The sequence below is a fragment of the Stutzerimonas kunmingensis genome (genome assembly GCF_032106285.1).
Taxonomy (GTDB): Bacteria; Pseudomonadota; Gammaproteobacteria; order Pseudomonadales; family Pseudomonadaceae; genus Stutzerimonas; species Stutzerimonas kunmingensis_B.
In genome coordinates this window covers 246243-261733 of sequence record NZ_DAMCPO010000002.1, presented here as the reverse complement: position 1 = coordinate 261733, position 15491 = coordinate 246243, and the positions used below count along the sequence as shown (strand labels likewise).

At 61.9% G+C, this 15491-nt stretch carries 17 protein-coding genes; 9 read left to right on the top strand and 8 right to left on the bottom strand.

What is annotated here, in order from left to right:
* Nucleotides 1-11 precede the first annotated feature (11 nt).
* The 5 genes from RT582_RS02910 to pilG form a co-directional block, all read right to left on the bottom strand.
* Complete coding sequence (locus RT582_RS02910; RefSeq protein WP_031298039.1) at nucleotides 12-878, bottom strand: CheR family methyltransferase; 867 nt, start codon at nucleotides 876-878, stop codon at nucleotides 12-14.
* A 61-nt stretch (nucleotides 879-939) separates the two neighbouring features.
* A complete protein-coding gene (locus tag RT582_RS02905; RefSeq protein ID WP_234174510.1) occupies nucleotides 940-2988 on the bottom strand; it encodes a methyl-accepting chemotaxis protein in 2049 nt (682 codons plus the stop codon).
* 75 nt (nucleotides 2989-3063) lie between these two features.
* Entirely contained in the window at nucleotides 3064-3600 is a 537-nt protein-coding gene (locus RT582_RS02900; protein ID WP_278379057.1) for a chemotaxis protein CheW, read from the bottom strand.
* A 41-nt stretch (nucleotides 3601-3641) separates the two neighbouring features.
* Nucleotides 3642-4007, bottom strand: coding sequence for a twitching motility response regulator PilH (gene pilH / locus RT582_RS02895; RefSeq protein WP_003303135.1), 366 nt, complete (start codon nucleotides 4005-4007; stop codon nucleotides 3642-3644).
* 43 nt (nucleotides 4008-4050) lie between these two features.
* The gene (gene pilG / locus RT582_RS02890; RefSeq protein ID WP_003282729.1) at nucleotides 4051-4458 is read right to left on the bottom strand and encodes a twitching motility response regulator PilG; all 408 of its coding nucleotides are present in this window, start codon (nucleotides 4456-4458) and stop codon (nucleotides 4051-4053) included.
* Nucleotides 4459-4694: 236 nt separating this feature from the next.
* Between pilG and gshB the strand changes: the two genes are divergently transcribed.
* The 7 genes from gshB to RT582_RS02855 all read left to right on the top strand — a co-directional run bounded on the left by gshB (nucleotide 4695) and on the right by RT582_RS02855 (nucleotide 10560).
* Nucleotides 4695-5645 (top strand): glutathione synthase, encoded by a 951-nt coding sequence (gene gshB, locus RT582_RS02885; protein WP_278379056.1) that lies wholly within the window; start codon nucleotides 4695-4697, stop codon nucleotides 5643-5645.
* 87 nt (nucleotides 5646-5732) lie between these two features.
* Entirely contained in the window at nucleotides 5733-6626 is an 894-nt protein-coding gene (locus RT582_RS02880) for an energy transducer TonB (RefSeq protein WP_312727368.1), read from the top strand.
* A 66-nt stretch (nucleotides 6627-6692) separates the two neighbouring features.
* Nucleotides 6693-7262 carry a YqgE/AlgH family protein gene (locus tag RT582_RS02875; RefSeq protein WP_044315557.1) on the top strand — a complete coding sequence of 190 codons (570 nt, stop codon included), beginning with the start codon at nucleotides 6693-6695 and terminating at the stop codon, nucleotides 7260-7262.
* Nucleotides 7259-7687 carry a Holliday junction resolvase RuvX gene (ruvX, locus tag RT582_RS02870; RefSeq protein ID WP_003297208.1) on the top strand — a complete coding sequence of 143 codons (429 nt, stop codon included), beginning with the start codon at nucleotides 7259-7261 and terminating at the stop codon, nucleotides 7685-7687. The genes RT582_RS02875 and ruvX overlap by 4 nt, the downstream gene beginning before the upstream one ends.
* A gap of 22 nt (nucleotides 7688-7709) precedes the next feature.
* Nucleotides 7710-8222 (top strand): bifunctional pyr operon transcriptional regulator/uracil phosphoribosyltransferase PyrR, encoded by a 513-nt coding sequence (gene pyrR / locus RT582_RS02865; protein ID WP_023446072.1) that lies wholly within the window; start codon nucleotides 7710-7712, stop codon nucleotides 8220-8222.
* A gap of 47 nt (nucleotides 8223-8269) precedes the next feature.
* Nucleotides 8270-9286: an aspartate carbamoyltransferase catalytic subunit gene (locus RT582_RS02860; protein ID WP_042927198.1), complete on the top strand. Its 1017-nt coding sequence runs from the start codon at nucleotides 8270-8272 to the stop codon at nucleotides 9284-9286.
* On the top strand, nucleotides 9286-10560 hold the full coding sequence (locus tag RT582_RS02855; RefSeq protein ID WP_046617518.1) for a dihydroorotase: 1275 nt from the start codon (nucleotides 9286-9288) through the stop codon (nucleotides 10558-10560). Before RT582_RS02860 ends, RT582_RS02855 begins: the two co-directional genes overlap by 1 nt.
* A 77-nt stretch (nucleotides 10561-10637) precedes the next feature.
* On the opposite strand, the gene RT582_RS02850 is transcribed toward RT582_RS02855, so the two are convergent.
* Complete coding sequence (locus RT582_RS02850) at nucleotides 10638-11033, bottom strand: NINE protein (protein ID WP_003282737.1); 396 nt, start codon at nucleotides 11031-11033, stop codon at nucleotides 10638-10640.
* A gap of 133 nt (nucleotides 11034-11166) precedes the next feature.
* Between RT582_RS02850 and RT582_RS02845 the strand changes: the two genes are divergently transcribed.
* The gene (locus tag RT582_RS02845; protein ID WP_102832393.1) at nucleotides 11167-12378 is read left to right on the top strand and encodes a putative DNA modification/repair radical SAM protein; all 1212 of its coding nucleotides are present in this window, start codon (nucleotides 11167-11169) and stop codon (nucleotides 12376-12378) included.
* Nucleotides 12378-13214: a TIGR03915 family putative DNA repair protein gene (locus RT582_RS02840; RefSeq protein WP_313476500.1), complete on the top strand. Its 837-nt coding sequence runs from the start codon at nucleotides 12378-12380 to the stop codon at nucleotides 13212-13214. The genes RT582_RS02845 and RT582_RS02840 overlap by 1 nt, the downstream gene beginning before the upstream one ends.
* On the opposite strand, the gene RT582_RS02835 is transcribed toward RT582_RS02840, so the two are convergent.
* Nucleotides 13211-14356 carry a PilT/PilU family type 4a pilus ATPase gene (locus RT582_RS02835; RefSeq protein ID WP_015275295.1) on the bottom strand — a complete coding sequence of 382 codons (1146 nt, stop codon included), beginning with the start codon at nucleotides 14354-14356 and terminating at the stop codon, nucleotides 13211-13213. The genes RT582_RS02840 and RT582_RS02835 overlap by 4 nt on opposite strands.
* Before the next feature lie 60 nt (nucleotides 14357-14416).
* Nucleotides 14417-15451 carry a type IV pilus twitching motility protein PilT gene (gene pilT / locus RT582_RS02830; protein ID WP_003303153.1) on the bottom strand — a complete coding sequence of 345 codons (1035 nt, stop codon included), beginning with the start codon at nucleotides 15449-15451 and terminating at the stop codon, nucleotides 14417-14419.
* Nucleotides 15452-15491 lie beyond the last annotated feature (40 nt).

Sequence of the window (15491 nt, the reverse complement as noted above, 5' to 3'; positions counted from 1 at the left end):
AGCGACTCCGCTCATAAACTTTTCCGGGTAAAAGCCAGAACCTGATCGTTGGCCACCGGAAGCAAGCCCGGATGCTGCCAACCGACCACTTCACCTACACCGATCACCAACAATCCCCCCGGAGCCAGGCAATCTGCCAGGCGATTGAGGATTTCTCGGCGACGCCAGCGGCGGAAATAGATCAGCAGGTTCTGACAGAAAATAACGTCCATGCTGGAAACGGGCGAGTTCGCCAGTTCCAGCACATTGAGCCTTGCAAAGCACACACGTGCGGCCAGGCCGGGAATCACTTGAAAACGATCATCGGATAGCGACAGGAAATAACGCTCACGCAACGCCGGTTCGACCTGCTCCAGCTTGCGCGCGCTGTAGACCGCTGTTCGGGACTTGGCCAGCGCGCTCAGACTGATATCCGTACCGGTGACCCCGAAGCTGCCGTCGAATTCGCGTCCCGCCAGCGCCTCGGCGGTGGCCATGGCTAGCGAGTACGTCTCTTCACCACTTGCGCAACCAACGCTCCACAGCGCCAGGGGTCGCTTGATCGACTCCTGCTCCAGACGCTGGCGCAAGTAGGTTTCGAGCAGATCAAAAGAAGCGGGATGACGGAAGAAACGTGTTTCCTGAACGGTCAGCCTGTCCATGAGAGTCGACCACTCGACAGCACCACGGGGGCCGGAGGTGACCTGCCGATAGTAGCTGGCATAGTCGGGAGCACCGACCTCGCGCATGCGAGCGCTCAGATTGGTCTGCAGGAAGCTGCGCCTGCGTTCGCTGACGACCATGCCGGAGCGCTCTTCGAGGAGCGTCTGCCAGTCATGGAATTCCGCCGGCGACATATCGGCCAAGGGCTCCAATGCCCAGTCAAACCTCGGCTGCATGCCCTGCCCCTCGCTCATGATCATCGGCGGCAGCCATCAGATGACTGCCGCACTGCTCAAGTCAGGCCTGATCCGGAGCATCCGGCAGGGTAAAGCCGGAAACGGAATGGCGCATCTCGTTGGCCATCTTGGCCAAATTACCGATGCTCTTGGCCGTAGCGGTTGTACCCGACGAGGTCTGCGAGGTGATCTCCTGGATCACGTTCATGGTGTTGGAGATGTGGCCGGCCGAAGAAGCCTGCTGGCGTGCCGCGTTGGAGATGTTCTGGATCAGCGCCGCAAGCGTCTTCGATACCTTCTCGATCTCTTCCAGTGCCACACCGGCGTCCTGCGCCAGACGCGCACCGCGCACCACTTCGGAAGTGGTCTGTTCCATCGAGATGACCGCCTCGTTGGTGTCGGTCTGAATGGTCTTTACCAGTGCCTCGATCTGCTTGGTCGCCGCGGAAGAGCGTTCAGCCAGGCGCTGTACTTCGTCCGCTACCACGGCGAAGCCGCGGCCTGCGTCGCCCGCCATGGATGCCTGGATCGCCGCGTTGAGTGCAAGGATGTTGGTCTGGTCGGCAATGTCGTTAATCAGGCTGACGATGTCACCGATCTCCTGGGACGACTCACCGAGACGCTTGATCCGCTTGGACGTATCCTGGATCTGCTCGCGAATGTTGTCCATGCCGGTGATGGTGTTGTGCACCACCTCGTTGCCCTTGTTGGCAATGGCTACCGAACGTTCTGCTACCGCCGAGGATTCCGCGGCGTTGGCCGATACCTGGTCAATGGAAACCGCCATTTCGTTGATGGCAGCAGAAGCACCGGCAATTTCCTGGGCCTGGTGTTCGGAGGCCTCGGCGAGGTGCATTGCAGTCGCCTGGGTTTCCTGCGCAGCGCCCGATACCTGAACAGCGGTCTGGTTGATGGTGGCTACCAGTTCGCGCAGCTGGTCGATGGAGTAGTTGATCGAGTCGGCAATCGCACCGGTGAAGTCTTCGGTAACGGTCGCGGCCACCGTAAGGTCACCGTCTGCGAGGTCGCCGATTTCATCGAGCAGTCGCAGAATCGCAGCCTGGTTACGCTCGTTCTTCTCAGCGGTTTCGCTCAGGCGGCGGCGTGCTTCCTGAACCATTACCAGACCAATCAGGATGATCGAGGCCAGCGCAATGGCGCCCAGCACGTAACCGAGGATGGTGTTGAGATAACGGGCATCGGCGCGGCTCTGCAGGCCTTGCGACAGCGCGGAGGTCTTGTCGAGCAGGGTCTGCGAAACCTCGAAGATGCTGTTCGCCGACTCGCGCACCTGGAACAGTTCAGGCGACGTTTCGAGAATTTCGTCCACCGATCCGGATACGAACTGGAAGAGCTCAGCGATCTCCGAGAGACGATCCAGCGCCTCTTCGTCGGCCACCGCAGTGATGCCCATGGCGACGTTGCCTTCGATCATCGCATTCAGGACTCGACCGAACAGACTGGCATCACGACCGAACATATCGGCCGCCTGTACCGAGTCCTGGTCACCGGACAGCACCTTGTTCACCGAACCGAGGATACGCTCGGCCAGCAGCGACTGGCGCTGGGCAACCGAAACCTGAGCTGCTGGCGCACCACTTTCCAGCAGGATGTCGACGACCTCCTCGTACTCGACCTGGAGCTGAGGAATGGTTTCGGCGAGGGTGCTGGCTACCTGGTGGAGCGACAGGACAGTCTGCTCACTGGCCAGGATGGCGTCGGTATCGCGACGCAGCGTGTTCCAGTCCTGCTCCACCGCGTTGACTTCATCGCGCAACGATTCGGGAACCGCCGGCAGACCGATGTTCTCGTTTCCTTGCGAGAGATAGGCCCAGCGCTGGTTGAACTCGTTCCGGGCCTGCTTCAGAGACGCGAACGCCTCCTGCGTGCCGGTCGCCGCTTCCACGGCATCCTTGGCGATCTGCTGGGACAGTACGCGCAGCTCTCCTGCGTGAGCGATGTATTCGTTATCGTGATCGGCCTGAGTGTTGACGTACGCGAAGTTCGCGAACAGCAGCACGATCGATACGATCAGCACGATAAACAAACCGGTGGTCAGCGTATTGCTGCGCACCCCGCTCAACAAAGCATTAGCATTCATTTTGATCATTATCCGGCCCCCGCCTGGACCCCCGTCGTTTCCATCCAAGAACCAAAAGGCCGACCTTGGTCGACCCACCTACAACTAAAACGCGACGTCCAGAAACGCCTGATGCGTAGCCAATGCGTGCGGGCTGAAGACCAGCCAGGGCTGCTCGCGCTGGAACACACCATGAATGAATGGCTGAATCGATGCCTCGATCGGAGGCAACTCCTCCGAGAAGGTTTCCACCGCGAAATGCTGCATGCCGAAGACTTCATCGACAGTCAGTCCGGCGAACACTTCCTGGTGATCCACCACCAGCACCCTGCGCTGCTTGCGCAGTGCCGAAAGCTCAAGCCCGAAATACCCACAAAGGTCCATCACAGGCAACAATCTGCCGCGCACGTTCGACACGCCCTTTACCCAACTCTTGACGCCGGGAAGCAACGTATAGCGCGGCTCATGCAGGATTTCGCCAACCTCCCCCATTGGAGCGACGAACAAGCGCCCCCCCATCCGAAAGCCGATCCCTCCCCAGGTTTGCACGGCTTCCTGCTGAGAAGGCAGGCCTGCCGCGTACGTGCGGCAACGTTTATCTAGCTCCAGCAACTGCTGAAACGGCGATTGCATGTCAGGCATGCTGGCCACGTCCCTTTGTCCGAGTGTTGGCTACCGCGGCGTCAGCCCGCCAGAACGGCATTCAGGGTCTTCAGCAATGTGGCTTCGTCCACCGGCTTGGTCAGGTAATCCTTGGCGCCTTGGCGTTTGCCCCAGACCTTATCGGTTTCCTGATCCTTGGTGGTGACGATGATCACCGGAATGTGACTGGTTTCAGAATCTTTGGTCAGCTGGCGCGTCGCCTGAAAACCATTCAGCCCAGGCATGACGATATCCATCAGCACGGCATCCGGCTTTTCCTGGCGCGCCAGCGCGACGCCGTCAGCACCATTTTCTGCTTTAAGCACCACATGGCCATTCTTCTCCAGCATGGCGGTGAGCTTGTACATTTCGGTCGGCGAATCATCAACAATCAGAACGCGAGCCATGATTTCTCCATAGGAAGGCTTCAGCGGCAAACAATGCCGAACTTCAGGATGCTTGCTCCACCGGTGCGAAATCAGGGACATGCGCCTTGATCGCACCGAGCAGCTCTTCTTTGCTGAACGGCTTGGTGAGGTATTGATCGGATCCGACAATACGCCCTTTGGCCTTGTCGAACAGGCCATCTTTGGAAGACAGCATGATCACCGGCGTCGACTTGAAGGAACTGTTGTTCTTGATCAACGCACAGGTCTGATAACCGTCCAGCCTGGGCATCATAATATCGACAAAGATGATGCGGGGATGAGTATCCGCAATCTTGGCGAGCGCATCGAAACCGTCCACAGCGGTGATGACATCGCAACCTACCTTCTTCAGCAGGGTTTCAGCAGTGCGACGAATCGTTTTCGAATCGTCGATCACCATGACCTTCAAGCCCTCGGAGTGCTGTTCCATTTCGCCCTACCATCGCCTCGGTGAGTCGTAGTTTATCGTTATGTCAGTGCGCCGGAGGCCCTGCCACCGATGGGCTGCACCCAATCGCCGGACCTTTTTAGCACACTCCTCATGCACACGCTATCAACCGGAAAAGCATCCGGATTTTCCTTGACCCAGTGCACAACCACAGCCAATCTGCAGCGACATTTTGAGCCACTGGCGGCGCTTCGCCGCCCATTGCCGGAGAACACCCCATGACCGTTCGCGTCGGGATCATCATGGACCCTATCGCGCAGATCGCCTTCAAGAAGGACAGCTCGCTGGCCATGCTGCTGGCTGCCCAGGCGCGAGGCTGGACACTGTTCTACATGGAGCAGCGCGACCTATATCAGCTCGGCAATCAGGCCCGGGCGCGCATGTGCCCGCTGCGGGTATTCAACGACCCACAACATTGGTTCGAGAAGGATGGGGAGGTCGATGCGGCCCTGACTGATCTGGACGTGATCCTCATGCGCAAGGACCCGCCTTTCAACAGCGAGTATGTCTACGCAACCTATCTGCTGGAACTGGCGGAAAAGGCCGGAACGCTGGTGGTCAATCGACCGCAGAGCCTGCGCGACTGCAACGAGAAGTTCTTCGCCACCCAGTTTCCACAATGCACCCCACCGACACTGGTCAGTCGGCGCGCGGACATTCTCCGCGAGTTCGCCCGCGAGCACCGTGACATCATTCTCAAACCCCTCGACGAGATGGGCGGTGCATCGATCTTTCGTCATCGCGAGGGCGACCCGAATCTGTCGGTTATTCTCGAGGTTCTGACCGAGCATGGCAGCCGCCAAATCATGGCGCAGCGATACATTCCCGCGATCAAGGACGGCGACAAGCGCATCCTGATGATCGATGGCGAGCCGATCCCCTATTGCCTGGCGCGAATCCCCGCCACTGGCGAGACCCGCGGCAATCTGGCCGCGGGTGGTCGCGGCGTGGCACAGCCGCTGTCGGATCGCGACCGCGAGATTGCAGCGATCGTCGGCCCGGAACTACGCAAGCGCGGCTTGCTGTTCGTCGGCCTGGATGTGATCGGCGACTACCTCACCGAAATCAACATCACCAGCCCGACCTGCATCCGCGAAATCGACAATGCTTTCGATACCCGCATCGGCGAACGGCTCATGGACGCGATTGCGGCGAAGCTGCAAGGTTGAACCAGCTAACAGCTTTGAGCTTGGAGCTTGCGACTCCAAGCTCAAAGCCGGCAGACTGCGCGGCACTTCGAGCCGACCCGACCTGCGATGAACGCCGCTATCCGCCATCCCGTGCCTGAAACCACCCGAGTCCGCCCGGCGGACAGGCTCGGCTTCACGCTTTTTCTGGCTACCGCATTGCATCTAGCCTTGATTCTCGGGCTTGGCTTTACCCTCTCCGAGCCGAAGCAGATCAGCAAGACGCTGGAAATCACCCTGTCGACTTTCAAAAGCGAGGAGAAGCCCAAGGAAGCCGACTTCCTCGCCCAGGACAATCAGCAGGGCAGCGGCACGCTGGAGCACAAGGCCTCGCCGAAAACCACCGAGCAAGCGCAGTTCCAGGATACCGAGGTCCGCAAGGTCACCCCGCCGGCAGCACCGCCTCGCAGTACCCGGCCGGAACCGGCGAAGACCGTCGTCACCACTCGCAGCCCGCAGCGCGAAAAGGCCGACGTCAAGCAACAGACGCCACCGCAGCCCGAGCCGCAATCGGCCCCGGCATTCGACAGTTCACAGTTGAGCGCAGAGATCGCCAGCCTCGAAGCCGAGCTGGCGCAGGATGTCGAACGCTACGCCAAGCGACCCAGGGTCAGCCGGCAGAACAGTGCCGCCACCATGCGCGACATCAGCGCCTGGTACCGCGACGAATGGCGCAAGAAGGTCGAGCGCATCGGCAACCTCAACTATCCCGACGAGGCACGCCGCCAGCAGATCTACGGCAGCCTGCGCATGCTGGTGACCATCAACCGCGACGGCACCATCCAGGAGCTGCGCGTGATCGAGTCCTCCGGCAAGCCGGTGCTGGACGATGCCGCGCTGCGCATCGTGCGACTGGCAGCGCCTTTTGCGCCCTTCACCGGCGAACTGGCGCAGAAGTTCGACCAGGTGGAGATCATCCGCACCTGGCGTTTCGAGCGCGGCGACAGGCTTTCGAGTCGCTGAAATCGGCAGCCGGGCGAACCGTCGCACCTGTAGCCGGAACGCGGTGCAACGCTTAAGCTAACGCGCATGAAAAGCACCGCGCCCAGCTACCTCAAGCATCACTTCCTGATCGCCATGCCGCAGATGGCCGATCCGAACTTTGCCCAGACGCTGATCTACCTGATCGAACACGGCGCAGAAGGCGCCATGGGCCTGATCGTCAATCGCCCGAGCGGGCTGAGCCTGGCTGATGTGCTGGAGCAGCTGCGCCCGGACGAGCCGATCCCCCCACTCTGCCAGAGCCTGCCGATATTCTCCGGCGGCCCGGTGCAGACCGATCGCGGCTTCGTTCTGCATTCGCCCGACCAGCAATTCCAGGCCACCCTGTCCCTCGGACCGCTGGGCATGTCCACATCGCAGGATGTCCTGTTCGCCATTGCGGACGGCCAGGGGCCTGCCCGGCACTTCGTGGCACTAGGTTACGCCGGTTGGGAAGCGGGACAGCTGGAAGCCGAACTGGCCGACAATGCCTGGCTCAGCTGCCCCGCGGATACCGAGATCCTGTTCGACCTACCTTATGACCAACGTCTGAACGCCGCGGCAGCATCACTCGGCGTCGACCTGCGCCTGCTCAGCACCCAGGTCGGCCACGCATGAGTGCGCCGCGACTGCTGCTCGGCTTCGACTACGGCACCAAGCAGATCGGCGTCGCCGTCGGCCAGGTCATTACCGGGCAAGCACGTGAACTCTGCGTACTCAAGGCGCAGAACGGCGTGCCGGACTGGCAACAGATCGAGGCGCTGATGCGCGAATGGCAGCCCGATGCGCTGGTCGTCGGCCTGCCGCTGAACATGGACGGCACGCCCAGCGACATGAGTGCCCGCGCGGAAAAGTTCGCCCGCCGACTCAACGGTCGCTTCAACCTGCCGGTGCACACTCACGACGAACGCCTGACCACGTTCGAAGCCAAAGGCGAGCGTCTGCGCCAGGGCCAGCACGGCGGCTATCGCGATCGCCCGGTGGATGCCCTGGCCGCAGCCCTATTACTGGAAGGCTGGCTGAGCGATCACCCTGCCGCCTGATCCAGACCTGTAAGGAGACACAATGATTCTGCCCAATCCCGAACAGCTGCTGCCCGAGATGGTCGCCACACTGAAGCAGCACCTGATTGATCGCGACATCCAGGAGCCGCGCTTCATCGGTATCCGTACCGGCGGCGTCTGGGTGGCCCAGGCGCTGCTCGCAGCCCGCGCGCAGAACGAACCGCTCGGCATTCTCGACGTGTCCTTCTATCGCGACGACTTCACCCAGAAGGGCCTGCACCCGCAGGTGCAGCCGTCGGAGCTGCCTTTCGAGATCGAAGGCCAGCACCTGGTGCTGATCGATGACGTGCTGATGACCGGCCGCACCATCCGCGCCGCGCTCAATGAACTGTTCGACTACGGTCGTCCTGCCAGCGTAACGCTGGTCTGCCTGCTCGACCTGAACGCGCGTGAGCTGCCGATTCGCCCGGACGTGGTCGGCGCCACCCTGTCGCTGGCGCCCGAGCAGCGCATCAAGCTGATCGGACCGGAGCCATTGGCCCTCGAACAACAGATGGAAACCAGCGGCTCCTGAGCGAGCCGGCAAGTCCGCCCCACAGCCCCGCCAACCGAGATCCTGCGATGACGCCCACCGACGCCAAGCGCCCGCTACAGTTGAACGACCAAGGCCAGCTGCGCCATTTTCTCTCCCTCGACGGCCTGCCGCGCGAGTTGCTCACCGAGATCCTGGACACTGCCGATTCATTCCTCGAAGTCGGCGCACGGGCGGTGAAGAAGGTTCCACTGCTGCGCGGCAAAACCGTCTGCAACGTGTTCTTCGAGAACTCCACGCGCACCCGCACGACCTTCGAACTGGCGGCGCAGCGGTTGTCGGCAGACGTCATCACGCTGAATGTCTCGACCTCCTCCACGAGCAAGGGCGAGACCCTGACCGACACGCTGCGCAACCTGGAAGCCATGGCCGCGGACATGTTCGTGGTGCGCCACGCCGACTCCGGCGCCGCCCATTTCATCGCCGAGCACGTCAGCCCGGAGGTCGCGGTGATCAATGGCGGCGACGGGCGCCATGCGCACCCGACCCAGGGCATGCTCGACATGCTTACCATCCGCCGCCACAAGGGCAGCTTCGAGAACCTCTCGGTCGCCATCGTTGGTGACATTCTGCATTCGCGGGTAGCGCGCTCGAACATGCTGGCGCTGAAGACACTGGGCTGCCCGGACATCCGCGTGATCGCACCGAAAACCCTGCTGCCCGAGGGCATCGAGCAGTACGGTGTGCGCGTGTTCAACGACATGAACGAGGGGCTGCGCGATGTCGACGTGGTGATCATGCTGCGCCTGCAGCGCGAGCGCATGCAGGGCGGCCTGCTTCCCAGCGAAGGGGAGTTCTACAAGCTCTACGGCCTGAACACCCAGCGTCTCGCACTGGCCAAGCCCGACGCCATCGTCATGCACCCGGGCCCGATCAACCGCGGCGTGGAGATCGAGTCGGCGGTGGCCGACGGCCCGCAATCGGTGATCCTCAATCAGGTCACCTATGGCATCGCCATTCGCATGGCCGTGCTGTCCATGGCGATGAGCGGCCAGGCGGCCCAGCGCCAGATCGATTCTGAATCCGTATCCGAGGAGCAGCAGTGATGGTGGCAACCCGAATCCTCGGCGCACACGTGATCGACCCCGTCAGCGGGCGCAACGAAATCGCCGATATCTACCTACAGCACAACAAGATCGCCGCCATCGGCCAGGCGCCAGCCGGCTTCGAAGCACAACAGACAATCGACGCACAGGGTCTGACCGCCGCACCCGGCCTGGTCGATCTTGCGGTAGCCCTGCGCGAGCCCGGCTACAGCCGCAAAGGCAGCATTGCCAGCGAGACCCTGGCCGCCGCCGCTGGCGGCATCACCAGCCTGTGCTGCCCGCCGCAAACGCGACCGGTGCTGGATACCGCGGCAGTGACCGAACTGATCCTCGATCGCGCCCGTGAGTCGGGCCATGCCAAGGTGTTCCCCATCGGCGCGCTGACGCGCAACCTGGCCGGTGAGCAGCTTTCCGAGCTGGTCGCGTTGCGTGAAGCCGGGTGTGTCGCGTTCGGCAACGGCCTTACCGAATTTGCCAGCAATCGCAACCTGCGCCGTGCGCTGGAATACGCCGCCACCTTCGATCTGACGGTGATCTTCCACTCCCAGGACCGCGACCTGGCCGAAGGCGGGCTTGCTCACGAAGGAGCCGCCGCCAGCTTCCTCGGCCTGTCGGGGATTCCGGAGACTGCCGAAACCGTGGCACTGGCGCGCAATCTGCTGCTAGTCGAGCGCTCCGGCGTTCGCGCGCATTTCGCCCAACTGACCAGCGCCCGTGGCGCGGAAATGATTGCCCAGGCACAGGCTCGTGGCCTGCCGGTGACGGCCGACGTGGCCATGTATCAGCTGATCCTCACCGATGAAGCGCTGCACGGTTTCTCCAGCCTGTATCACGTGCAGCCGCCACTGCGCAGCGCAGCGGATCGCGATGGCCTGCGTGAGGCGGTGAAGGCGGGCGTCATCTCGGCGATTTCCAGTCATCACCAACCACACGAGGCCGATGCCAAACTGGCCCCGTTCGGCGAAACCGAACCGGGTATCAGCAGTGCCGAAATTCTGCTGCCACTGGCGCTGACATTGGTGGACGACGGCTTGCTCGATCTGCCGACCCTGCTGGCGCGCCTGACCAGCGGGCCCGCTACAGCACTACGCCTGCCGACCAGCACCCTGCAAGCTGGCCAACCTGCGGACCTGGTGCTGTTCGATCAACACAGTTCGACCCTGGTCGGCGAGCGCTGGTATTCCAAAGGTCGTAACTGCCCGTTCATGGGCCACTGCCTGCCGGGCGCGGTACGCTACACCATCGTCGACGGCCACATCAGCTTCGAAGGCTGATGCGAAAGATCTGCGCAGGCTGGACATCAACCCGTCCATGCCTGCCAGACTTCTAAAGCGTTTCCTGCCCTACTCGTTCAGCTCCGCGCCAGATTGCGCTCGGATATCTGCGAGTTCAGCGTCCAGAAGTCGTAAAGCACACCGATAAAGAACAAGCCACCGGTGAACAGGTAAAGGATTCCTGTGATCCACTTACCCTGATACATGCGGTGTACACCGAATACGCCGAGAAAGGTCAGCAGTATCCAGCCGACCGTGTAGTCGATGGGCCCCGGCTGGAAGCGCATGTCCGCTTCACGATCCATCGATGGGATCAGAAACAGGTCGATGATCCAGCCGACAAAGAACAGGCCGAGGGTAAAGAACCAGATGGTGCCGGTGATGGGCTTGCCGTAGTAGAAGCGGTGGGAGCCGAGAAAACCGAATATCCACAGGAGATAGCCGATCAGCGTGCTATGGGTGTTCTGCTGCATCCGAACCTCGATGTGCGATTGATGAGTGGCGTCCAGCTTATCCGATAATGCGCCTGAACCGCCCCGCCAGACGGACCTTGTCGGCATGCGCAACCGTGATACTGTATATGCAAACAGTATCACGGCCACCATGATGCAATTGATCGACAAACTCAGTGTGCTCGCCGACGCGGCCAAGTACGACGTTTCCTGTGCCAGCAGCGGCGCGCCGAAGCGCAGCTCGAAGGGCAAGAGCGGACTCGGCGCCACCAATGGCATGGGCATCTGCCACAGCTTCACGCCGGATGGTCGCTGCGTGGCGCTGCTGAAGATCCTGCTGACCAACTTCTGTCTGTACGACTGCCAGTACTGCGTCAATCGCCGCTCCAGCGATGTGCCGCGGGCGCGCTTCACGCCGGAAGAAGTGGTCAGCCTGACGCTCGACTTCTACCGACGCAATTGCATCAGCGGTCTGTTCCTCAGCTCCGGCATCATCCGCTCGGCGGACTACACCATGGAACAGCTGGTGCGGGTCGCCAGGCTGCTGCGTGAGGAGCACGAGTTTCGCGGCTACATCCACCTCAAGACCATTCCCGACGCCGACCCGCTGCTGATCGCCGAAGCCGGCCGCTATGCCGACCGGCTCAGCGTGAACATCGAACTGCCGACCGAAACCAGCCTGATCCGCCTGGCCCCGGAAAAGCAGGTGGTGACCATCAAACAGGCCATGCACACCATTCACCAAGGCGAAACCGAGGCTAGCGCCGAGCGGCGGGCGCCGCGCTTCGCACCCGCCGGGCAGAGCACGCAGATGATCGTTGGCGCCGACAATACCGACGACAGCACCATATTGCACACCGCCCAATCGTTGTACGGCAGCTATCGACTGCGCCGGGTCTACTACTCGGCCTTCAGCCCGATTCCGCATAGCCCCAACACCGTGCCTTTCGCGGCACCACCGCTGATGCGCGAGCATCGCCTGTATCAGGCCGACTTCCTCATGCGTGGCTACGGCTTCAAGGCCGACGAACTGCTCAGCGGGCCAGGCAACCTCGCGCTGGATATCGATCCGAAGCTGGCCTGGGCGCTGGCGCACCGCGACCAGTTTCCGGTGGACCTCAACCGCGCCGAACCGACGATGATCGCCCGCATTCCCGGAATCGGCATGCTCAGCGCGAAACGCCTGGTGGACCTGCGCCGACAGAAGCGCATCCGCTTCGAGGATCTGACCCGTCTGCGCTGCTCGCTCGAGAAAGCCAAACCCTTCGTCATCACTCAGGATTACCGGCCAAGCCTGGCAGGGCAGGAGTCGGCCATGCTGCGCCAGCATCTGCGCGACACGCCCGCACAACTGGCGCTCTGGTAATGGTCACGGTGCGTTTCGATGGAAGCTTCCAGGAGTGGCGAGTTCGGGCTCGCGCTCTGCTGCAGAGCTGCGTCGCGCCACATGAGCTGAACTGGGCCAGCGACGATGAATCGACAGGGCTATTCGACGAGCCCTCGCCGGCACCTTCAACGGAAGGCGGACCGCGCATTCGCGTCCCCCGACAACTGCTGGACGAACTCGAAATGGCCGCGCGCTATCGCACCGAGCAGCGCTGGAGCCTGCTGTATCGCGTGCTCTGGCGGGTCACCCTGGGCGATTCGAGTGCGCGAATGGTCGGCGACATCGATGGCAGCGAACTGCATGGGCGCATCAAGGCAGTCCGTCGTGAGGCCCATCATCTGCATGCCTTTCTTCGCTTCAGCCCACTGCAGACCAGTGATGGACCGCGGTACGTCGCCTGGTTCGAGCCTGCGCACGACATACTGCCCTGGGCGGCGGGACACTTCGCCGAACGGATGGGCGGCAACAGCTGGCTGATCGCGACGCCGGAAGAAGGGGTTTGCTGGGATGGCCAAGACATGTACTACACCCGCCCCTGCCCGCCACCGTGGCGGCAGCTGGCGCAGAACGCAGCGGACCCCGGCGGCGAGCTATGGAAGGCGTATTACGAAAGCACGTTCAACCCGGCCCGGCTGAACCGCGGCGTACTGGAGAGCAACCTGCCTGTGCGCTTCTGGAAGAATCTGCCCGAAGGCATGTTGATCCCGCAGTTGATGAGCCGCGCGCGTGCCGGTGCGCAGCGTGACGGCCAGGCCGAGCGCGTCGCCGCGAGAAGCGGAAAGCGCATCGGCCGGGATGCAAAACAGGCCGACTAGCGGAAGCTGCGGCCTGGATCGTCGTCACTGACCTCAAGACTCAGGCCCTGGGACACGCTGGTCAGATGCTCGCCATCGGTTTCCGATCCCAGCTTGATCAGCAGACGCAGGTCGTTGGCTGAATCGGCGTGCAGCAACGCATCTTCGTAGGTGATTTCACCCTGCACATAGAGGTTGTACAACGCCTGGTCGAAGGTCTGCATGCCCAGCTCGGTGGAGCGCTTCATCAGCGACTTGAGCTCATGCACCTCGCCCTTGCGGATCAGGTCGGCCGCCAGCGGCGTATTGATCAGCACCTCGATTACCGCACGACGCCCCTTGCCGTCAGGCGTCGGCACCAGCTGCTGGGCGACGATGGCCTTGAGGTTGAGCGACAGATCCATCCACACCTGGTTGTGACGGTCGGGCGGGAAGAAGTTGATGATGCGGTCCAGCGCCTGGTTGGCGTTGTTGGCGTGCAGGGTCGCCAGGCAGAGGTGACCGGTTTCGGCGAAGGCCACGGCGTAGTCCATGGTTTCACGGGTACGGATCTCGCCGATGAGGATTACGTCCGGCGCCTGGCGCAAGGTGTTCTTCAGCGCCACTTCGAACGAGCTGGTGTCGATACCGACCTCGCGCTGGGTGACGATGCAGCTCTGATGCTGGTGGATGAATTCGATCGGGTCTTCGATGGAGATGATGTGCCCGCTGGAATTCTTGTTGCGGTAGCCGATCATCGAAGCCAATGAGGTCGACTTGCCGGTACCGGTGGCCCCGACGAACAGCACCAGCCCGCGCTTGGTCATCGACAGCTTCTTGAGGACGTCCGGCAGCTTGAGTTCTTCGATGGTCGGAATGTTGGTTTCGATACGCCGCAGCACCATGCCAGCGAGATTGCGCTGGTAGAACGCACTGACCCGGAAACGGCCGATACCACGAGCGCTGATGGCGAAGTTGCACTCATGGTTCTCGGTGAACTCGCGGCGCTGCTGCTCGTTCATAACGCCGTGCACGGTCTCGCGGGTCATTTCCGGCGACATCGCCGTCTTGCTGACCGGCATGATCTTGCCGTTGACCTTCATCGAAGGCGGCACGCCTGCCGTGATGAACAGATCGGAGCCGCCCTTTTCCACCATCAGGCGCAGAAGTTTCTCGAATTCCATCGTCGTACTCGCAATCGTGGCAAGCGCCGCATCGGGCGGCGCCCGGTAGTTGTCAGGCGTTTAGAAGTTCTCTGGCTGCTTGGCCTTTTCCTTGGCGCTGTCTCGCGAGATCAGCCCTTTGGCGAGCAGCCCCTTGAGGCACGAGTCGAGGGTCTGCATGCCCAGCGAGCCGCCGGTCTGGATCGAGGAATACATCTGCGCCACCTTGTCCTCGCGAATCAGGTTACGGATCGCCGGCGTACCGATCATGATCTCGTGGGCCGCGACACGGCCGCCGCCAACCTTCTTCAGCAGGGTCTGCGAGATCACCGCCTGCAGCGATTCGGAGAGCATCGAGCGGACCATGGACTTTTCTTCGGCCGGGAACACGTCGACCACGCGGTCGATGGTCTTGGCGGCGGAGGTGGTGTGCAGGGTGCCGAACACCAGGTGACCGGTTTCCGCAGCGGTCAGCGCCAGGCGGATGGTTTCCAGGTCGCGCATTTCGCCGACGAGAATGATGTCCGGGTCTTCACGCAGTGCCGAACGCAGTGCCTCGGAGAAGCCCAGGGTGTCACGATGGACCTCGCGCTGGTTGACCAGGCACTTCTTCGATTCGTGAACGAATTCGATGGGGTCCTCGATGGTAAGGATGTGGTGGTACTTGGTGTTGTTCAGGTAATCAAGCATCGCCGCCAGGGTGGTCGACTTGCCCGAGCCGGTCGGTCCGGTGACCAGCACCAGCCCGCGCGGCACATCGGTAATCTTGCGGAAAACCTCGCCCATCCCCAGGTCTTCCATGGTCAGCACCTTGGAAGGAATGGTCCGGAACACCGCGCCGGAACCGCGATTCTGGTTGAACGCGTTGACGCGAAAACGCGCCACGCCCGGCACTTCGAACGAGAAGTCGGTCTCCAGGAATTCCTCGAAATCCTTGCGCTGCTTGTCGTTCATGATGTCGTAGATCAGCGCATGCACCTGCTTGTGGTCCATGGCCGGCAGGTTGATTCGCCGCACGTCGCCATCGACGCGGATCATCGGCGGCAGGCCGGCGGAAAGGTGCAAATCCGACGCACCCTGCTTGGCGCTGAAGGCCAGCAGTTCTGTGATATCCATGGGACTCCCCAATTACAAGCAAGCAGGTAGAATGCCGCGC